Origin of the sequence: Mycobacterium sp. SP-6446, assembly GCF_001954045.1 — a bacterium.
Taxonomy (GTDB): domain Bacteria; phylum Actinomycetota; class Actinomycetes; order Mycobacteriales; family Mycobacteriaceae; genus Mycobacterium.
The window spans coordinates 14,147-34,179 of the sequence record NZ_MBEM01000232.1; the positions used below are offsets into that span (position 1 = coordinate 14,147).

General features: G+C 65.3%; 19 protein-coding genes. 12 read left to right on the top strand and 7 right to left on the bottom strand.

From position 1 onward, the window contains the following. Positions 1–51 precede the first annotated feature (51 nt). Genes A5736_RS20550 through fdxA form a run of 5 tightly spaced genes read left to right on the top strand, consistent with a single transcriptional unit; the run spans position 52 to position 4,720 of the window. Positions 52–1,281 (top strand): acyl-CoA dehydrogenase family protein, encoded by a 1,230-nt coding sequence (locus A5736_RS20550; protein ID WP_076128109.1) that lies wholly within the window; start codon positions 52–54, stop codon positions 1,279–1,281. A gap of 14 nt (positions 1,282–1,295) precedes the next feature. After that, positions 1,296–2,162: a hypothetical protein gene (locus A5736_RS20555; protein WP_076248266.1), complete on the top strand. Its 867-nt coding sequence runs from the start codon at positions 1,296–1,298 to the stop codon at positions 2,160–2,162. 27 nt (positions 2,163–2,189) lie between these two features. Next, positions 2,190–3,371: a cation:proton antiporter gene (locus tag A5736_RS20560; protein ID WP_076128112.1), complete on the top strand. Its 1,182-nt coding sequence runs from the start codon at positions 2,190–2,192 to the stop codon at positions 3,369–3,371. Between the two features lie 48 nt (positions 3,372–3,419). Beyond that, positions 3,420–4,328, top strand: coding sequence for a universal stress protein (locus A5736_RS20565; RefSeq protein ID WP_076248268.1), 909 nt, complete (start codon positions 3,420–3,422; stop codon positions 4,326–4,328). 50 nt (positions 4,329–4,378) lie between these two features. After that, positions 4,379–4,720 carry a ferredoxin gene (gene fdxA / locus A5736_RS20570; protein ID WP_076248347.1) on the top strand — a complete coding sequence of 114 codons (342 nt, stop codon included), beginning with the start codon at positions 4,379–4,381 and terminating at the stop codon, positions 4,718–4,720. Here the strand turns inward: fdxA and A5736_RS20575 are convergent. Continuing rightward, the gene (locus tag A5736_RS20575; RefSeq protein ID WP_217695768.1) at positions 4,717–6,183 is read right to left on the bottom strand and encodes a multicopper oxidase family protein; all 1,467 of its coding nucleotides are present in this window, start codon (positions 6,181–6,183) and stop codon (positions 4,717–4,719) included. The genes fdxA and A5736_RS20575 overlap by 4 nt on opposite strands. A gap of 108 nt (positions 6,184–6,291) precedes the next feature. Here A5736_RS20575 and A5736_RS20580 point away from each other — a divergent pair, with 108 nt between their 5' ends. Next, positions 6,292–7,074, top strand: coding sequence for an SDR family oxidoreductase (locus tag A5736_RS20580; RefSeq protein ID WP_076248269.1), 783 nt, complete (start codon positions 6,292–6,294; stop codon positions 7,072–7,074). Positions 7,075–7,080: 6 nt separating this feature from the next. On the opposite strand, the gene A5736_RS20585 is transcribed toward A5736_RS20580, so the two are convergent. The 6 genes from A5736_RS20585 to A5736_RS20610 form a co-directional block, all read right to left on the bottom strand. Then, a complete protein-coding gene (locus tag A5736_RS20585) occupies positions 7,081–9,990 on the bottom strand; it encodes an RND family transporter (protein ID WP_076248271.1) in 2,910 nt (969 codons plus the stop codon). Then, the gene (locus A5736_RS20590; protein ID WP_076058738.1) at positions 9,987–10,403 is read right to left on the bottom strand and encodes an MmpS family transport accessory protein; all 417 of its coding nucleotides are present in this window, start codon (positions 10,401–10,403) and stop codon (positions 9,987–9,989) included. Before A5736_RS20590 ends, A5736_RS20585 begins: the two co-directional genes overlap by 4 nt. A 265-nt stretch (positions 10,404–10,668) precedes the next feature. Continuing rightward, positions 10,669–11,277 carry a TetR/AcrR family transcriptional regulator gene (locus tag A5736_RS20595; protein WP_076128120.1) on the bottom strand — a complete coding sequence of 203 codons (609 nt, stop codon included), beginning with the start codon at positions 11,275–11,277 and terminating at the stop codon, positions 10,669–10,671. 146 nt (positions 11,278–11,423) lie between these two features. After that, the gene (locus tag A5736_RS20600) at positions 11,424–12,365 is read right to left on the bottom strand and encodes an alpha/beta hydrolase (RefSeq protein WP_076248273.1); all 942 of its coding nucleotides are present in this window, start codon (positions 12,363–12,365) and stop codon (positions 11,424–11,426) included. 89 nt (positions 12,366–12,454) lie between these two features. Further along, positions 12,455–13,054 carry a methylated-DNA--[protein]-cysteine S-methyltransferase gene (locus tag A5736_RS20605; RefSeq protein WP_076248275.1) on the bottom strand — a complete coding sequence of 200 codons (600 nt, stop codon included), beginning with the start codon at positions 13,052–13,054 and terminating at the stop codon, positions 12,455–12,457. Beyond that, the gene (locus A5736_RS20610; protein WP_076248277.1) at positions 13,051–13,557 is read right to left on the bottom strand and encodes an RNA polymerase sigma factor; all 507 of its coding nucleotides are present in this window, start codon (positions 13,555–13,557) and stop codon (positions 13,051–13,053) included. The genes A5736_RS20605 and A5736_RS20610 overlap by 4 nt, the downstream gene beginning before the upstream one ends. 135 nt (positions 13,558–13,692) lie before the next feature. Here A5736_RS20610 and A5736_RS20615 point away from each other — a divergent pair, with 135 nt between their 5' ends. The 6 genes from A5736_RS20615 to ngg are packed head-to-tail and all read left to right on the top strand — an operon-like array spanning position 13,693 to position 19,986. Continuing rightward, positions 13,693–14,367, top strand: a complete 675-nt coding sequence (locus tag A5736_RS20615) for a S9 family peptidase (RefSeq protein WP_076248350.1) — start codon at positions 13,693–13,695, stop codon at positions 14,365–14,367. A 52-nt stretch (positions 14,368–14,419) separates the two neighbouring features. Further along, on the top strand, positions 14,420–14,932 hold the full coding sequence (locus A5736_RS20620; protein ID WP_076128129.1) for a methylated-DNA--[protein]-cysteine S-methyltransferase: 513 nt from the start codon (positions 14,420–14,422) through the stop codon (positions 14,930–14,932). Continuing rightward, positions 14,932–15,645 (top strand): 2OG-Fe(II) oxygenase, encoded by a 714-nt coding sequence (locus tag A5736_RS20625; RefSeq protein WP_076128131.1) that lies wholly within the window; start codon positions 14,932–14,934, stop codon positions 15,643–15,645. Before A5736_RS20620 ends, A5736_RS20625 begins: the two co-directional genes overlap by 1 nt. A gap of 31 nt (positions 15,646–15,676) precedes the next feature. Continuing rightward, positions 15,677–16,342 (top strand): nitroreductase family protein, encoded by a 666-nt coding sequence (locus A5736_RS20630; protein ID WP_076248351.1) that lies wholly within the window; start codon positions 15,677–15,679, stop codon positions 16,340–16,342. A 48-nt stretch (positions 16,343–16,390) separates the two neighbouring features. After that, positions 16,391–18,196 carry an N-acetylglutaminylglutamine amidotransferase gene (locus A5736_RS20635; protein WP_076248352.1) on the top strand — a complete coding sequence of 602 codons (1,806 nt, stop codon included), beginning with the start codon at positions 16,391–16,393 and terminating at the stop codon, positions 18,194–18,196. Continuing rightward, the gene (gene ngg, locus A5736_RS20640) at positions 18,193–19,986 is read left to right on the top strand and encodes an N-acetylglutaminylglutamine synthetase (protein WP_076248278.1); all 1,794 of its coding nucleotides are present in this window, start codon (positions 18,193–18,195) and stop codon (positions 19,984–19,986) included. Before A5736_RS20635 ends, ngg begins: the two co-directional genes overlap by 4 nt. The last annotated feature ends 47 nt before the right edge of the window (positions 19,987–20,033 follow it).

Consider the following 20,033-nt stretch of genomic DNA (forward strand, 5'->3'; position numbering starts at 1 on the left):
CCCGTGCTGTACAGTCGCTCAGCACCAATGCTCGATTGAGAGGCCACGCCGCTGACTTCCGAGTCCGTCGAAGAATTTCGGAGCCGGGCCAGGACCTGGCTGGCCGAGAACATGCCGCGCCTCGACCCGGGCGAGGCGGCGCTTCTCGAGCGTGACGCAGAGAAATCCTGGCGGCGAGCCCGGGAGCTGCAAAAGACCTTGTACGACGGGGGATTCGCCGGAATCTGTTTCCCCCGGGAGTATGGCGGGCTCGGACTGAGCTACCAGTACAAGAAGGCATTCGACGCCGAGTCACTGGCGTACGAGATCCCGATCCTGCTTAACGTGCCGTCGTTCGCCATTTGCTGCGCGACGATCCTCGACATGGGAAGCGAGGAACAGAAGCTCGCCCACATCCCAGCGGCGCTGCGAGGCGACGAGGTTCTCGTGCAGTTGCTATCGGAACCTAGCGGCGGCTCGGACCTGGCGGGCGTGATCACCCGCGCCGAGCGGCGCGACGGTAGATGGATCATCAACGGCGCCAAGACCTGGAGCACCTGGGCATTCGCCGCCGACTACGGCCTGTGCCTGGCCCGTACCGATTGGGACGTACCCAAGCACGACGGGCTGACGATGTTCCTGGTGCCGCTTAAACATCCCGGGATAACCATCAACCGCATCCGCCAGGTCAACGGATCGGTGGAATTCTGCGAGGAGTTTCTCGACGACGTCGACGTCGGCGACGACGCCGTCGTCGGGGAGCCGGGCAAAGGATGGGAGGTGGCGTCGCGCCAGCTTTACCACGAGCGCAGAACCATGGGCGACGGTTCGGAGTACACCACCGGGCCGGGAATCGCTGAGGCCGAAGATGTTTCGATCGACCTGATGTCGTTGGTCGACAGGACCAATCAGGGCGACAGCGAACGCGTCAAGGAGATGGTCGGCCGGGCCCTTGTCCACCGGGCTGTGCACGGTCAGCTCAGTGAGCACGTTTTCCACGCCGTGGCCGATGGATCCCTGCCCGCGGCCGCCGGGTCGATCATCAGGCTCTACATGGCCGAGGTTCACAATGTCGAGACCGACACCGCCCACTCGGTCGCGGGTTCGTCGGGCGCGGTCGAGGACGAGGCTCAGCTGCTCGACGTCGGCACGCGCTACCTGGGCCGTCAGATCGCCAGCATCGGCGGCGGCACCACCGAGATGGCGCGCAACGTGATCGGCGAGCGGGTCTTGAACTTTCCGCGCGAGTACGCAGCCGATCGCGGTGTCCCGTTCAAACAGGTGCGGCGGAGCAAAGCTTAGGAAGGCAAGCGACTGTGAGCGACCAACTTCGCGACATCCGAGAGTTGACCAACGACACCGATGCATACCGCGACGAGCTGTACCGCCGCTGGACCGGCCTGCTCAGCTACCGCTACATCGGGCGCAACCACTCGTCGATGAACGTGGGTGAGACCGATGACACCGTGACCATCCGCCGCGACATGCGCAACGATGCCGGTGGAATCATGGTTGCGCCGCTTGCCATTTCGTCACCGGAGGGGTGCCAGACCGACATGGTCGCGGTGCCCAACCCGGTCATCGCGTCGGTACAGATCATCGATCCCGGTTACGACGTGACGAGAATCGAGATCGTCGGCTCCGGCATCGTGCATCAGGGCCGGACCATGGGCTACGGGCGCTGCAAGATCGTCGACGCCGACAACCCAGACCGGGTGATCGCGTTCAACGAGGGACAGGGAGCGATCATCGGCGTACCGCCCGAAGGCCTGGACAAGATGGATGTCTCGGGCACCGAGCTGGTCGTCGAGGACTCGCCCGACCTACCGCCGCTGTGGCAAGCCTTCGGCGCCAGCAAGCGCGACGACGGTCACTGGGTGCTGCCCGCGCTCAGTGCCGAGCTCGCCTCACCGGACGCCGCCCTGCACATCGGGCCCCAGCACGTCGTCCTCGAGACCGCGGCGACCGACCTCGCCGCGGACATCGCCGGAACACGCAAGGTTCAGGTAATCAGCTGGCACGTCATGTTCATGTCACGCGGCAAGGTCGGCCCGTTCCGGGTGCAGGGCACCGCGCACGTCGGGGGACCGGGACGCATCGGCGTGCGCATGCTTCTGCACGACGAAGGAAACGCCGACAAGGCCATTACCTCCGCCGCGGCAGTCTTCGACATCGTGAACTGACCCAGCGGGGCGCGGTAGTGTCCCAGCATGCACGGGTTCGGCTTCGCCACGCTGGCGTTGTTGACCGCCGTGGGCTTTGCCGGTCCACTGCTGGCGTCACTGTCGCACTTGCGAATTCCGGTCGTCATCGGTGAGCTGATCGCGGGCCTCGTCTTGGGCAAGACCGGTTTCGGCGTCCTTAATGCCGCCAACCCGACGTTTCAGTTGTTCGCGAATATCGGCTTCGCTCTGGTGATGTTCGTCGTGGGCACCCATGTTCCGATCCGCGACCCCGACATGCGCCCGGCGGTGCCGCGGGCGCTGGCGCGGGCGGCTCTCGTCGGTGCGGTTGCCGCAGCGCTCGGCGTGGGGATAGCGGCCGTGTTCGGCACCGGTCACGCGGCGCTCTATGCGGTTCTGATGGCTTCGTCGTCAGCGGCGCTCGCCTTGCCGGTGATCGACTCGCTGCGGTTGCGGGGGCCCCACGTGCTGTCCGTGACTGTGCAGATCGCGATCGCGGATGCCGCGTGTATCGTGTTGCTGCCCTTGGTGATCGACGTCCGTCGAGCGCCAACGGCGGCGCTGGGTGGACTCGCCATCGCGGGGTGTGCGGTGCTGCTCTTTGTGCTGCTGCGCGCGGTCGACCGCCGGGGCTGGCGCACGCGCATGCACGACTATTCCGAGAAATCTCGGTTCGCGCTGGAATTGCGGACCAACCTGATCCTGCTGTTCGCGTTGGCGGCGCTGGCCGCCGGCACCCATGTGTCGATCATGCTCGCAGGTTTCGCGTTGGGGTTGGTGATCGCCTCGGTCGGCGAGCCGCATCGACTGGCGCGTCAGCTTTTCGGCATCACCGAGGGTTTCTTCAGCCCGCTGTTCTTCGTTTGGCTGGGCGCCTCGTTGCAGGTGCGCGAGCTGGGCGCGCACCCGAAACTGATCTTGCTGGGCGTAGGTCTCGGGTTGGGGGCCGTGATCGCGCACTGCGCCGGAAGGCTGCTCGGCCAGCCGGTGACACTCGCGGTGATGTCGGCGGCGCAGCTCGGCGTACCGGTGGCCGCGGCAACCATCGGTACGGAGGAACACCTCCTCGTCGCCGGGGAAGCGTCGGCATTGATGTTCGGTGCGCTGCTGACGATCGCCTCCACCTCGATCGCGGGTGCGTTGGCGGCACGCCGCCAGAGCGAGCAGCGGGGCCTAAAGACCCTTCCGAAAAGCGCAGAGCAGGCATAACGTCATGTCCTGAATAGGCCGATCGGAATCGGCCTCGAGGAGTGCGAAATGTCGGAGGGCACAGCAAAGCACGGAATCTTGGTCTGCGTCGACGGATCTGCGGCCTCGCACGCCGCCACGGCTTGGGCCACCCGCGAGGCCATCCTCCGCCAGTTGCCGATCACGGTCATGCACGTTGTCCCTCCCGTGGTCGTCGGATGGCCCGTCGGACAAATGTATGCGGACATGACCGAGTGGCAGCAGGAAAACGGCCAGCATGTCATCGATGAGGCCCGCAAAACGTTGAGCGCGAACGCCCGAGGGGCTGCGGCGCCCCAGATCCACACGCAGATCGTGTATTCCAGTGTCCTACCCGCGCTGATCGATGCTTCGACGGATGCCTCGATGATCGTCGTCGGCAGCCAGGGCATGGGCGCGCTGGGCCGCCTGCTGCTGGGCTCGGTCACTGCCGGTCTGATTCATCATGCCCGTTGCCCGGTCGCGGTCATCCACACCGATGACGGTGCGGTTCCCGATTCGAATGCACCCGTGCTACTGGGTGTCGACGGGTCGCCCGCTTCGGAAGCGGCGACTGCGTTGGCCTTTGACGAGGCCTCCCGACGGGGTGTCGAGCTGGTCGCGCTGCATGCGTGGAGCGACGTCGGGGTGTTTCCGATGCTCGGGATGGACTGGCGCGACAGCGAAGCGAAGGGGCAGGAGGTGCTCGCCGAACGTCTCGCGGGCTGGCAAGAACGATATCCGGACGTGAGCGTGAAGCGATTGCTCTTCTGCGACAAGCCTTCCCGGTGGTTGCTTCAGGAGTCCGAGAACGCTCAGCTGGTGGTGGTGGGTAGCCACGGCCGCGGCGGGTTCCGGGGCATGCTGCTGGGCTCGGTAAGTTCCGCGGTCGCCCAATCGGCAAGAGTTCCGGTGATTGTCGTCCGCGACAATGCGAGGGCCTTTAGTCCCTTACATTGATGCTGTTCGGCAGGCGCAAGCCCCGCCGCTGTTGGCCTAGCATTCTGTTCATGACCTACGTGATCGGCAAAGCGTGCGTCGATGAGATGGACAAATCCTGTGTTCAGGAATGCCCCGTCGACTGCATCTACGAGGGCGCGCGAACGATGTACATCAACCCCGACGAGTGCGTCGACTGCGGCGCCTGCAAACCGGTATGTCGCGTGGGAGCGATCTACTGGGAGGGCGATCTGCCCGATGACGAGCGGCAGCACCTGGAGGACAATGCCGCGTTTTTCACCGAACCGCTCGCCGGCCGGGACGGCCCATTGGGTTCCCCGGACGGCGCAACCAAGGTGGGGCCGACGGGCGTTGACACGCCGTTGATCGCCGCCATGCCGAAGATGCGCTAAACCGCGTGCAGGAGCGCCATAAACCCAAAGTCCATGTGCAGCTGTTGGTGGCAGTGCAGCAAGGACAGGCCGGGCTGGTTGGCGGTGAAGTCGATATCGATGCCTTGATAGCCGCCAACCATGGCGACGTCTTTGTGCAGCCCTGCGGTGGTCGTCCCGGCGGTGTTGGTGATTTCGAAGGTGTGCCGGTGCAGGTGGATGGGGTGCACGTCGTCGGTGCCGTTGCGTAGCCGCAGCCGGTATCGTGCACCGAGCTTAAGCTCGAATTGCGGTGTGCCCGTGCGCATATCGAACGGTGCGCCATTGAGTGTCCACACGTTGAATCCGTCGCGGTCCGCGTTGCGTTTGCCGATCAGCAGCTCGATCGTGTGGTCGGGTGGGGCCGCCGTCGCATCGGGCTGGGTGAAGAGCCGATAGTCCCATGTGAACGGAGCCGGCGGCACCCATTGGGGGTCGCCGGTGCTGCCCGCGTATTCGACGACGGTGCCCATGCCGTTGCCGCGGTCGTCGTCGGACAGGTCACCAAGCACCCATTTTCCAGGGTTGCTCATGGTCACAATTGCCGAGACCCGTTCCGCTGCGCCGAGCCACAGTACCGGAACCGCAACCGATTTGGGGACGGGGTTGCCGTCGAGGGCCACGACGTTGAACGTATGCCCGGGCAGCGCGAGGCTGCGGTTTTCGGTGGCGCTGGCGTTGAGCACATGCAGCAGCACTCGTTGGCCCTGCGTGACTCTGATCGGTTCGCCGTGGCCGAGCATGCGGCCATTGATCGCGAACGCGCGATAGCCAACTTCGAATCCATGCGGTTTTCCGGACGCCAGGGACGCGGCCATCTGCGCCTCGCCCTTGTCGCGCAGCTCTGGGATCGGCTGGCCGGCCAGAAAATTGGTGGCCATGTCGCCGCCCCTGCTGAAGGCGGGCTCGAACTCCTTGAGGGTGAGAAATAGTTCTTGGTCGTAGGCGCCGGGATTGTGTTTCGGTTCGATGTAGACCGGCCCGACCAAGCCGTTGTACTGGCCCAGGCTTAGGTCCGCTCCGGGGACGAGGTGGGTGTGGTAGAAGCGGAACCCCGACGGTCCCGGAGTGAAGGACAGCCGGCGCATCCCGTGCGCCGGGATGTAGGGGGTGCCTTCCTCGGCGGAGCCGTCGACGTCGACGGGCAGTGTCTGGCCATGCCAGTGCAGTTGTTCGGGAGTGTCGCTGTCGTTGTGGACGTCGACCACGACGGCCCTACCTTCGGTCAGCCGGACCAGCGGTCCGGGAAACTGGCCGTTGTAGAGGGTGGTTGACACCACCCGATCGGGCGCCAGCTCCACCAGACCCTGTCCGATGCGAAGCGTGTAGTCGGCCGCTGCGGGTGGGCCCTGCCGGCCGCACCCTGCCGCCGCGGTCGCCGAACCGGTGGCCGCAAGCACCGCCGCGGCCGCGCCGCGCTTCAGGAAGCCGCGCCGGTCCAGCACAGCTCAAACGGTAGCGCATCGCGGCCGCCCGGCGCCCACGACGGGACCCTGGTCATACACCAATACGCATATGTATGGTGCGAGTACCGACACGACAGGAGAATCGAAGTGGCAGAACGGTTGGCGGGCAAGGTCGCACTCGTCAGCGGCGGTGCGCGGGGGATGGGCGCCTCGCACGTGCGGGCGATGACGGCCGAGGGCGCCAGGGTGGTGTTCGGCGACATCCTGGACGACGAGGGCAAGGCCGTCGCGGCGGAACTCGGTGACGCTGTCCGCTATGTGCACCTCGACGTCACCAAGCCCGAGCAATGGGAGGCGGCGGTGGACACCGCCATCAGCGAATTCGGCGGTATCGACGTGCTGGTGAACAACGCGGGCATCCTCAACGTCGGCACCTTCGAGGACTACGAGCTGTCCGAGTGGCAAAAGATCCTCGACGTGAACCTGACCGGGGTGTTTCTCGGCATCCGCGCGGTGGTGAAACCGATGAAGGAAGCGGGCCGAGGATCGATCATCAACATCTCTTCGATCGAAGGAATGGCCGGCACCATGGCCTGCCACGGTTACACGGCGAGCAAGTTCGGTGTCCGTGGACTCACGAAGTCCGCGGCAATGGAATTGGGGCTCAACGGCATCCGGGTCAACTCGATTCACCCCGGGCTGATCAAGACACCGATGACGCAATGGGTTCCCGACGACATCTTCCAAACCGCGTTGGGCCGCGCGGCGGACCCCGCGGAGGTCTCCAACCTCGTCGTCTATCTGGCCAGTGACGAATCCAGCTATTCGACCGGATCGGAGTTCGTCGTCGACGGAGGCACCATGGCCGGCCTGGGCCACAAGGACTTCTCCGCGGTCGACGTGGCCGAACAACCCGAGTGGGTCACCTAGCCCCGGTCACGCGTGGGTCAGGGATTCTTCGGCTTTCTTGGCCGGGGCGGGCCAGGGCGACGGGACCGGGCGCTGGCGAACTCGTTGCGGCCACCAGAACCACTTGCCCAGCAGTGCGGCAATGGACGGCGTCATCAATGACCGGACGATCAGTGTGTCGAAGAGCAGGCCAAGGCCGATGGTGGTGCCGACCTGTCCGATAACCGTGAGCTCGCTGACCGCCATGGTCATCATCGTGAAGGCGAACACCAACCCCGCGGAGGTGACGACCGAGCCGGTGCCGCCCATTGATCGGATGATGCCGGTGTTCAGCCCGGCGTGGATCTCCTCCTTGAACCGCGCCACCAATAGCAGGTTGTAGTCGGCGCCCACGGCGAGCAGGATGATGACCGACATCGCGAGCACCATCCAGTGCAGCTCAATGCCAATGAGGTGTTGCCAGATCAGCACCGACAGCCCGAACGACGCGCCCAGCGAGAGCAGGACGGTGCCCACGATGACCGCCGACGCCACCACGCCTCGCGTGATGATAAGCATGATGATGAAAATCAGGCACAGCGAGGCGATTCCAGCGATCAACAGGTCGTAGGTGTTGCCGTCACTGAGGTCCTGGTACATCGACGCGGTGCCGGCGAGGTAGATCTTCGAGCCCTCCAACGGGGTGCCCTTGAGCGCCTCGTAGGCGGCCTTCTTGATGGCACCGATGTGCGAAATGCCTTCCTGCGACATCGGATCGCCGTCATGGCTGATGATGAACCGAACGGCATGGCCGTCGGGGGAGAGGAAGTTCTTCATGCCCTTCTTGAACTCGGCATTGTTGAACGTCTCCGGCGGCAGATAGAACGAATCGTCGTTCTTTGACGCATCGAAAGCCTTGCCCATGGCGTTGGAGTTCTTCTGGGCCTCGTTCTGCTGATCTTGCAGACCCTTCTGGGTCGAATACATGGTCAGCATCGTGGTTTTCATGGCCTTCATGTTGTCGATCATCGAGGGCATCAGCGCCACCATCTGCGGCATCAGCGTGTCGAGGTGATCCATCACGGGCAGCAGGCTCTGGATGTCGTCGGTCATCGTGTCGATACCGTCGAGGGCGTCGAAAACCGAACGCAGCGACCAGCATACCGGGATGTCGTAGCAATGCTTTTCCCAGTAGAAGTAGCTACGGATGGGCCGGAAGAAGTCCTCGAAATCGGCCATCTTGTTCCGTAAGTCTTCGATGTCGATGGTCATGTCGTGCATCTTTTGCACCATTACATGCATATCGTTGGACATCTGCACGGTGATGCTCTGCATCTTGACCATGCTGTCGATGGTCGACTGCATCATGTCGGCCTGGCGGAGCATGTCGGCCATCTGGTCTGCCTGATACTTCTGGTTCATCTGCTGGGTGACGCCCTGCATGCTGATCTGGAACGGGATCGACGTGTGCTCGATCGGCGTGCCCTGCGGCCGTGTAATGGCTTGCACGCGGCCGATTCCCGGCACCCGGAAGACCGACTTGGCAATCTTGTCGATGACCAGAAAGTCCGCCGAGTTGCGCAGATCGTGATCGCTTTCGATCATCAGCACCTCGGGATTCATCCGCGCCTGCGAGAAGTGCCGATCCGCCGCCGCATATCCCTCGTTGGCGGGTAGATCGGTGGGCAGATAGGTGCGGTCGTTGTAGTTGGTCCGGTACCCGGGCAGGGTCAACAGGCCGACGAGCGCCACTCCGATCGTCGTCACCAGGATTGGTCCGGGCCAGCGGACGACGAGCGCGCCGACCTTGCGCCAGCCGCGAATCCGTTGCGTTCTGCGGGGTTCCAACGTCTTGCCGAACCGGGTTGCCACCGAGATGACCGCCGGGCCCAGCGTCAACGCCGCCGCCACCACGACGACCATGCCGATGGCCAACGGGACGCCCAGCGTCTGGAAATAGGGCAGGTTCGTGAAGTGCAGGCAGAACGTCGCTCCGGCGATGGTCAACCCCGAGCCCAGCACGACATGTGCCGTACCGCCGAACATGTTGTAGTAGGCGTCTTCTCGCGATTCGCCGAGTGAGCGAGCCTCCTGATATCGGCCTATCAGAAAGATCGCGTAGTCGGTGGCCGCAGCGATCGCCAAGGTGACCAACAGGTTGGTGGCGAACGTCGAGAGTCCGATGATCTTGAAGTAACCGAGGAAAGCGACCATTCCGCGCGCGGCTGAGAGCTCGAGCACCACCATCACCAGCGTGAGCAGCACCGTGACGATCGACCGATAGACCAACAGCAGCATCGCGATGATCACCGTGAACGTGGCAGCGGTGATGACTTGCAGGCTGCGGTCGCCGGCCACGTGCTGATCCGCCGACAGCGCCGCAGGCCCGGTGACGTAGGCCTTGACCCCGTGGGGCGGGGGGACGCTCTTGACGATGTCTTGCACGGCCTCGACCGATTCGTTGGCCAAGGCTTCGCCCTGGTTACCGGCGAGGTAGACCTGAACGTAGGCGGCCTTGCCGTCGTTGCTCTGGGCACCGGCGCCGGTCAGCGGATCGCTCCACATATCTTGAACGTGCTCAACGTGTTTCGTGTCGGCGTCGAGCTTTTTGACGATCTGGTCGTAATAAGTGTGGGCGTCGGCGCCCAGTGGCTGTTGGCCCTCCAGGACGATCATCACCGAGCTGTTGGACTTGTACTCGTTGAACACCGCGCCCATACGCTTGGTCGCGACGACGGACTGGGCGTCGTCGGGAGCCATCGACACCGAGCGCATTTTGCCGACCTCGTCGAGTTGCGGCACGGCCACGTTGAGCACACCGATGAGAGCGATCCAGCCCAGGATGATGGGTATGCCGAACTTTCGGATGATCCGCGGGATCGACGGCCGCGCTTTGTGTTTCGCGACGGGGATGACATCGGTGCGGGCGTCGGCCGTGTCTTCAGTGGTTGTGCTCATGCGGATTTCACCAAGCAGAAGGTCAGGGCGTGAACGCCGTTAACTGTTTTCTCGTCCTTGACTTCGTCGTCGATGGTGATGCGGCACCCGAGGTAGTCGCCATCGCTTTGGGCTGAGAGGTTCGGGAAGACCGAAGGGGCGGTAGTGCTCAGGACCAGCGTCCAGGGGAGCGGCGCGGCGTCGACCCGCGTCGGGTCGGCGTTGAGATCCAGGTAGTTCACGTTTGCGTGGCTCGCCGAACCGAACACCTCGTACTTGACGACCTTGGGCTTGAACGGCTTGGAATCATCGAGCCGCGGGCTTGTCATCACGCCGGTGTCGTGGGCGCCGAAGAACGACTTGACGCGGACCACCGCAAAGCCGCCGACAACCACGACCGCGACGATCAACAGCGGCAACCACGCATTTCGCAGAGCCTTTGACGTCTGCACTTAGGTGATTCCCTTCCTTACCGGGCAACGGTGATGTGGTCGGCGAGAACGTTCCCCGCGGGCGGAATCGTCGCCGGGTGGGCGCGCGATTTACACCGCTCAGCAAGGAAATTCGGCGATTGGTGTGATTCCTGCACCTCGACCCCCACCTCGCATTGCGGAGGCCTTCTCGAGTACCGCAACCAGAGCATAGTACATGATGTGCATATGTTGCACATCATGCAACAATCAGGGGCGGTGTTTCAGATCACTTCGTGAAGATGCTGTTGACCAGCGCGGCGGCGCGCTCCACATAGGGCATCGGCGTGTCGTCGGGGTCTCTCGGCTTTCCGCTTGCCCACCGCTCGATGCCCGAACGCACGGCCGTCAGCGCCAGCGCGGAGATCAAGGCGGCCATCTCGTCGTCGGGACGCATCGCCTGGCGGCGGACGATGATGTCGGTCAATTGGTTCTGAAACCGCTCCAGCTCGGCCAGGAATGCCGCCAGCACCGCGGGGGAGGTCTTGGCGAGTTCGAGCATGCCGGTGGCCTGCTCGCGCCGCGGCGGCGTGTCACGGAGATGGTGCGCGGCCAGGGCGATCAGCTCTGCCAGCACCACCGAGTAGGGGGCGGGCCCGGCGGCGACGAAGTCCGCGGCCAGCTCGGGCGGGAGGTCCGAGGGCCCGTAGGCGATCGCGGACTCCTTGTTCGGGAAGTAGTTGAAGAACGTGCGCGTCGACAGTCCGGCTTCGACGCAGATTTCCTCGATCGTCACCTTGTCGAAGCCGCGTTCTTGTGCCAGGCGCACCGCGGCGTCGCGGATGTCCGCGCTGGTCTGGCGGCGACGGCGCTCGCGCAGACCCACCTGATTGGTCATAACCCTATAGTTGCACGTTCTGCACACTTTGCAGTCAACTGGTGCAAAGTGGATTCGGATGGCCCGCTGATGGCCCTGCCGGCGCCGCATGGGCTCCCGCCCCCGGGCATCACCGAAAACCGTTCAACGGCAAGGCGATTTGATCGTCAGGGGGACAGGTTTCCGGTCGGCGCGGCTAGGGCGGACCATAGGTGATCGCGTTGGCTGGCGAAGAAGGCCACCGATATCGGAGCCTTTTCCGCGATCTGGTCGAACGCATGAAATGCGCCCGGGACGATCTCCTCGTGGACGCTCACCCCCGCCTCGCGCAGGCGTCGCGCGTACTCCAGACACTCCTGATAGAACAGGTCCAGCGTCCCGACACCGATCCAGGCCGGCGGCAGGCCCGTCAAATCTTCCCGGCGCGCCGGCACCGCCTCCTTCGGGTCCGCGCCGTCGAGGTACCAGCGCCAGGCCAACTGGTTGTCGGATTCCGTCCACATGAGGCGCTTCAGGCCATCGCGAGTGGCGCCCGTGCGATCGTCGAGCATCGGGTAGACCAGCATCTGGTAGGCGAGTTTGACGTCGCCGCGATCGTGCGCACGCTGTGCCACCGCGGCCGCGAAATGTCCACCGGCACTTGCTCCGCCGACGGCGACGCGATCGGCGTCCACCCATGGCTGGCGCGCCAACCACCGCAGCGCCGCATAGCAATCTTCCACCGGTGTGGGATACGGGTGTTCGGGAGCGAGTCGATATTCGACCGCCGCCACCGCGACACCGGTGAGGCGGGACAGCTTGCGGCAGTACTTGTCGTCCTGCACCGCGGTCCCCATGATCGTGCCGCCGCCGTGGATCCACAGCAGCGCCGGCGCCCGATCGGGAAGGCCCGTCGGGCGATGGAGGCGGACCTTGACGTGTTCGTTGACCGCGACCACCGGTACGTTGCGGAGCCGGCCCGCGTTGCCCATCAGCAGCATCAGCGCCCGCTGGACTTTGTAGCCGCGGTGCAGGGCATATCCCCGGGGCAAGAAGGGGGCCACCTTGCGCAAGCCGGGATCCAGCGCCCGTCGTGACGTGAAAGGCTTGTCGGACGATCTGCTTGCCATGGATGCCCTCTGCTCCGGTGCCAGGCCACGTTGACCATACACAGCGGAAACAGTGTCGATATAGGAATTCGCCGCGGCCGGCGAACCCGTCAGGGCCGCTCGAGGTCGAGCAGAACGCGCTTCGCGTCGGGCCCCCCGCGGTATGCACCGACGGCTCCGTCGGACCGGATCACCCGGTGGCACGGCACGACGATAGGGATCGGGTTGGTCGCGCACGCGGTGCCGACGGCGCGCACCGCCTTGGGGGAGCCGGACAGCCGGGCCAGCGTGGCATAGCTGGTGGTGCTGCCGTAGCCGATATCGGCATTGAGGCGTTCCAGCACCGTGCGCCGAAACCCTTGCGACAGCGACCAGTCCAGCGCAACCTCGAAGCTCCGCCGCCGGCCGGCGAAGAACTCCTCGAGTTGCCGCGCGACCGGATCCAGCCGCGCGGGCGCCTCCAGCACTCGCGGGCTGACGCGGGCAGCGAGGTTCTGCAGCACCGCGTCGCGGCTTTCGTTGGCGAACGCGACCCGCAGCAAGCCGAGGGGGGTCGCCGCCAACAGCAGTGGGCCGAGAGCGGAATCCACTGTGCGATAGGCGATGTCGAGTAGATCGCTGTTCTGGGCGTCCCGTTCCAGGCGCGCGTGCAGCCGCTTGAGATGGGCCGGGTCAACCGGGAAGTGCCGGGACAGGCTTGGTGTGGTCATCGATTTTCCCTTGTGTTGTCGAGAACCGGATAGGTGCGTCGGAGTGTGGCGATCCCGTCGGCGGCGGCGCGCCGGGCGGCGGCCTCGCTGCTGTCGAGGATCAGCGCGATCTCCGCATAAGGAAGGCCGGCCAGGTAGTGATAAGCCACGGCGTGGCGCTGTTTGGGTGGTAATGCGCCCACCGCGGTGTCCAAGTCGAGGTCGTGGCTGTCTGCCCGGTCGGGGGCGGGGACATCGGGCGGGTCGGCGACCGGGACGGCCCGGCGTGATGCTGTGCGGGTGATGTCGATGGCCTTGCGATGCGCGATCGTCACCAGCCATGCCTCGATGTTGGCGTCGGGCGGCAGCCGCGGGTAGGCCTTCAAGGCGGCCAAGAAGGTGTCCGACCATGCGTCATCGGCGTCGCTGTGGCCGACCACCGCGCGGACCACGCGCAGCACCGTGGCGCCGTGCCGTGCCACGACGGCCTCGAACGGCGGCTTCGGATGCTGCTGGGCCGTCACCCCGGCATCACCGGCGGGCTCGGGTATGCATTCGCACTCCTCCGTACGGATTAAACAACTCAACTATGAAGACGTCGGCGCGCCATGGAATGTGAGAAACGATTGGATTCGCGGCGCCTGGGCACCCTGGTGTCCGTGCAGACGGTCGAGTACGCCCCGGGACGGTTGGCCGATGTTTATGGCGACGCGACGCAACCTGCGGTCTTGCTGTGGCACGGCATGCAGTCCGATGCGCGCACCGTCGTACGGCCCCTTGCCGGTTTGCTCGCTGGCCACGGCGTCGGCGTGGTCGTCCCGGATTGGAACTCGCATGCTCACGACGGCGGCCGCGCGGACCTTTTGGGATCGGTGGACCTCGTCCGGCAGCGAGCCAGCGACACGGGCGGCATCGTGCTCGTCGGGTGGTCTCTGGGAGGCGCGGCCGCGGCGGGCCTGGCAGTCGAGGCCGGACGGTTCGAAATCGTTGTCGCCCATACGGTTTGCCTTGCGGGCGCTTTCATGGTCCCCGATCCCATTTCGGGTCGGACCCTCACCGAGGAAGTTCCTTCTGCGCGTGTCGGGGCGCCATTCACTTTGTTGCACGGTCTCGCGGACGACGCGGTGCCGGTGGCAGCGAGCAGGGCCTTCGCCAACGGCCTTCAACGCATCGGCTGGCCGGTGGATTTGGTGGAGTTGGAAGCCGATCATGGGTCGATCGCCGGCGCGGTGTACGACCCGCTCGCCGACCGCTACGAGCCGGCGGAGGGCGGAGCGGCCCAGCACGTGGCAGCCGAGGTCGCCGCTCGGATCGCAGCGACACTCGGTCGTTGATCGGTCTCACGCTTCCGGCTCGGTCGTCGTTTACCCAGAAGGAGGGAAAACGATGACAACACGACACACGGTGATCGATAGCCCACTGGGCGAGCTGACACTCGTCGCCAACGGCGACGCCCTGACCGGCGTGTACTTCCGGCATCACTGGCACCCGCCCACGACGGACACGCTGGGCAACTACGTCGAGGCAACCGCCGACGAGTTGTTCGATCGCACCAAGAACCAGCTCGACGAATACCTCGCCGGGAAGCGGACCGAATTCGAGCTTCCCGTCGTAGCGACCGGCGACCCGAACGATCGGCGAATCTGGGATCTGCTCCCCGATATCGCCTACGGCCAGACCGCCACCTACGGCGAGTTGGCTGCCAAATTGGCCGACGGCACCACCGCATATGATGTCGGCCAAGCCGTCGGGCGCAACCCGCTCAGCATCGTGGTGCCTTGCCATCGCGTCGTCGGAAAGAACGGTGCCCTAACCGGTTACGCTGGCGGCCTGAAGCGCAAGCGATTCCTGCTGGACCTCGAGGAGCCGGCGCCCGCGGCGGCCGGTAGGTTGTTTTGATGCCGTCGACGTGGCGCCGGCGCGTCGACGCCGCCGACTGGGACGCGGTCGCCGCGGAAATGGACGATGTCGGCGGCGCACTGCTCCCACGGCTGCTCACCGCACGCGAGTGTGGCAAGGTCCGTGATCTCTATCGCGACGACGGGCTTTTTCGCGCGACGATCGACATGGGTCGGCACCGCTACGGGCAAGGCGAATACCGCTACTTCAAACAGCCCTACCCACACCCGATCGAAGCGCTGAAGCAAGCTCTCTACCCCCGGCTGCTGCCGATCGCCCGCGACTGGTGGACCAAACTGCGCCGCGAGGCCCCGTGGCCCGACACCCTCGACGAATGGCTGGAAATGTGCCATCGCGCCGGTCAAACCAAGCCCACCGCTCTGATGCTCAAGTACGGGCCGGGGGACTGGAACGCCCTGCACCGAGACCTCTACGGAGACCTGGTCTTTCCGCTTCAGGTCGTCATCAACCTCAACGAGCCGGGCGCAACGCATACGGGTGGCGAATTCCTGCTCGTCGAGCAGCGGCCTCGGGCACAGTCACGCGGCACCGCCACGACGCTGCCCCACGGCCACGGCTACATCTTCACCACCAGAGAGCGACCGGTCCGCTCGACCCGGGGATGGTCGGCCGCCCCGGTCCGCCACGGAGTGTCGGCGGTCCGCTCCGGCGAGCGCTACACCCTCGGGTTGATCTTTCACGACGCCGCCTGAAAGCCGCTTCGCTTCGGGCACCATGTTGCTCATGGAGCTTTACGACGTCATGCGCACCACGCCCGCTGTGCGCGAATTCACCGACGATCCACTTCCCGACGAGATTCTCGAACGGATCCTCGATAGCGCCCGCTTCGCGCCGACAGGCGGTAATCGGCAGGGCGTGCGCGTCGTCGTGCTTCGTGATCAGCACACCCGGTCAGCGTTGGCGGACCTGGGGATTACCGCCGCCCGCCGTTACACCGCCCAGCTCGCCAACGGCGAGTCACCGTGGAATCCGTTGCAGCCCAGTGCCGTAGACCGGCCAACGATCGAGGCGACCGAGCCACCGCCGCAGATGTCGGCCCCGCTGCGCGAAGCGCCCGTGACGCTGGTGGTCTGCCTCGATCTCGCCGTCGTCGCCGCAACCGACCAAGATCTCGATCGGATCGCCGTGGTACCCGGGGCATCGGTGTACCCGTTCGTGTGGAACGTGTTGCTGGCCGCGCGCAACGAGGGCTACGGCGGTGTGCTCACAACAATGGCCGTGGCCGAGGAGCCGCGCGTCAAAGAGCTGCTCGGGGTGCCCGACACGTTCGCCGTCGCCGCGATCCTGCCGTTGGGCAAACCGGTTCGCGAGGTGACGAAGCTGCGGCGACGGCCCGTCGCCGAGTTCGCTACGCGTGAGCGCTTCGACGGTCCGCCCTTCGCTGGCTGAACAAGGCGGCGTGCGCGCGCCGGAATGGCTCTCGGTACGCTGGAACGGATGTGTGGAGCCACCGGTGAGGTGCGACTCGACGGCCGCGTCCCAGATGTAGCGGCGGTAGCAGCGATGGCTGAGGTCATGGCGCCGCGAGGGCCGGACGGGGCGGGCGCCTGGTCACAAGGGCGTGTTGCCCTGGGTCATCGTCGCCTCAGAATCATCGATCTGACCGAGCACGGCGCCCAACCAATGGTCGATTCCGACTTGGGCCTGGCGCTGGCCTGGAACGGCTGCATCTACAACTACAAGGAGCTCCGCCGCGAGCTCGAGGGTTACGGCTACCGCTTCTTTTCCCACAGCGACACCGAGGTGCTGATCAAGGCCTACCACCGGTGGGGCGACGATTTCGTCAGCCACCTGATGGGGATGTTCGCGTTCGCCATTGTCGAACGCGACAGCGGCCGGGTGTTGTTGGGTCGCGACCGGCTCGGGATCAAGCCCCTGTACTTGACCGAAGACGATCACCGGATCCGCTTCGCGTCGACTTTGCCGGCGTTGCTTGCCGGGGGTGGCGTGGACACCAGGATCGACCCCGTCGCGCTGCACCACTACATGACGTTTCACTCCGTCGTGCCGGCACCGCTGACCATCCTGCGTGGAGTTCGCAAGGTCCCGCCCGCGTCGCTCGTTGCCATCGAGCCCGACGGCAAACGCACCACCACCACGTACTGGACACCGAACTTCACGAGGCGAGACGATCGCGCGGACTGGTCCGAACGCGACTGGGAGGACGCCGTGCTGTCCTCACTGCGCGTCGCGGTCAAGCGCCGCCTCGTCGCTGATGTGCCGGTCGGCTGCCTGCTGTCCGGTGGTGTCGACTCCAGCCTGATCGTCGGGCTGCTCGCCGAAGCCGGGCAGCACGGCCTGTCCACCTTTTCCATCGGCTTCGAATCAGCCGGCGGCGTCGCGGGAGACGAGTTCCGCTGGTCGGACATCATCGCCGAACGTTTCGGCACCGACCATCATCAGATCCGCATCGGGACGGACCGCATGCTGCCCGCGCTCGACGGGGCGATCGCCGCGATGAGCGAGCCGATGGTCAGCCACGACTGCGTCGCCTTCTACCTGCTCAGCCAGGAAGTGTCGCGTCATGTCAAGGTCGTGCAGTCGGGTCAGGGCGCCGACGAGGTGTTCGCCGGCTATCACTGGTATCCGCCGATGCAATTACCCGCGGCGGCCACTCTAGAGGGCGCGGTCGCGCAATATCGCGGCGCCTTCTTCGATCGCGATGCGGAAGGCGTTGCGGCGCTTCTCGGGCCAGGCAACGCGGCTTCCGGTGATCCCAGCGTGCGCTTTGTCACCGAGCATTTTGCGCAGGCCAACGCCGACACCGGTGTCGACCGTGCGCTCCGGCTCGACACGACGGTGATGCTGGTGGACGACCCGGTCAAACGGGTGGACAACATGACGATGGCCTGGGGGTTGGAGGGCCGGGTTCCCTTCCTCGACCATGAGTTGGTCGAGCTCGCGGCGACCTGCCCGCCGGAGTTGAAGATCGCTCAAGGCGGCAAGGGAGTTCTCAAAGAGGCCGCGCGGCGGGTAATCCCGTCGGAAGTCATCGATCGGCCCAAGGGGTATTTCCCGGTGCCCGCCCTGACTCACCTGGAAGGCCCGTACCTCGATTTGGTTCGCAATGCACTGTATTCGCCGGAGGCCAAGGAGCGGGGGCTGTTCGACACAGACGCGGTCGATGCGCTCCTGGCGGACCCCAACGGCAAGCTGACCCCACTGCGCGGCAACGAACTCTGGCAGATCGCATTGCTCGAACTCTGGTTGCAGCGCCACGGCGTGACGGGATCTGCGGCGTGACCGCCATCGAACCGTCCGAGGAGAATCCCGAGGCGATCACACTCAGCCTGCACGATGCGTCGCCGGACCACCTGGCGAAGGCCATGGCCGAGGACGTCGAGCTCGAATTGGGCTGGGGGCGACTGATTTTCGGTCAGACTTTCGTCGACGCGGGCAAGCTGACCGAGACGTTGCGACGGGAAGCGCCCGGGCGGCGGGACATCTGCATCTACGCCCACGAATCCCACGTCGTGGTGGCCGGATCCCCGAGCGAGCTGTTCATCGATCCCAGCCACACCTATCGGCTGCGCTTCGGCGAACCCGATCAGGAAGACTTGACACCCTCACCGCTCGGCGTGACCGTGCGCACGCTGAACCACCCGGACGATGCCGACGCGATGAACCGCGTATTCGTGCGCTGCGGAATGGTTCCTGCGCCGGTCGAAACGATTTGGGACAACCACCAACACGTGGAGGCGGTGACATATCTACTCGCGGTGCGCGACAACGACGGCGCGGTGGTGGGCACCGTCACCGGTGTCGACCATGAGTTGCTCTTCAAAGATCCGGAGCGAGGATCCAGCCTGTGGACGCTGGCCGTCGACCCCGCCGCGGCACTTCCCGGCATAGGCGAAGCCCTGACCCGGGCTTTGGCCGAGCACTTCCGCAGGAAGGGGCGCGCCTATCTGGATCTGTCGGTGGCGCACGACAATGCCGGCGCCATAGCGCTTTACGAGAAGCTGGGCTTTCGACGAGTTCCGGTGCTGGCCATCAAGCGGAAGAACGCGATCAACGAACCGCTGTTCACGCCGCCACCCGAGACGGTCGAGGACCTCAATCCCTACGCCCGGATCATCGCCGACGAGGCGTTGCGCCGCGGCATCTGGGTGGAGGTCCTCGATGCCGAAACCGGTGAGATGCGACTCGCGCACGGTGGCCGCACCGTGATCACGCGTGAATCACTGTCGGAGTTCACGTCGGCGATTGCGATGTCGCGTTGCGATGACAAGCGTTTGACGCGCCGCCTTGTCTCCGAAGTGGGCATCACGGTGCCTCGTGCCCGGCTGGCCACGTTCGACAAGAGCGACTTCGACTTTGTGACCGAGGTTGGGGAGGTCGTCGTCAAGCCGACGCGCGGCGAGCAGGGCAACGGCATCACCGTGGGCATCACCGCCGACGATGGTCCCGACGAGCTCACCGCCGCATTGAGAAGGGCGCAAGCGGAATACCACGAGGTGCTGATCGAGGAGCGGGTGCGCGGCGACGATCTCCGGTTGGTGGTGATCGACGGCCGGGTGATCGCCGCCGCGCTGCGGATGCCGCCCGAAATCATCGGCACGGGTGACCACACCGTGCGGGACTTGATCGCGGCCGAGAGTCGGCGGCGATCCGCGGCCACCGGCGGTGAGTCCCGGATCCCGCTCGACGAGGTCACCGAGGCGACGGTCGCCGAAGCGGGTTGGACGCTCGACGATGTGCTGCCGAAAGGGACTCGACTTCGCGTTCGCCACACCGCCAACCTCCATCAGGGCGGCACGATCCACGATGTCACCGCCCAGGTGAACCCGGAACTGTGCCATGTCGGGGTGGCGGCCGCGGCGGCGATCGGTATCCCGGTGACGGGTATCGACCTCATCGTGCCGGATATCGCCGGTACGGAATACGCCTTCATCGAGGCCAACGAGCGGCCGGGGCTGGCCAACCACGAACCACAGCCCACCGCCGCGGCCTTTCTCGACTATCTCTTTCCCAGTCAGCCCGGCAATCCGCTGGCCTGGACTCCCGAAGAGGCCCAGCACCCGCGCGACTGATGTGAATCGTATTGCCGTGCGCACCAAGGGAATTCATCACTGTGACG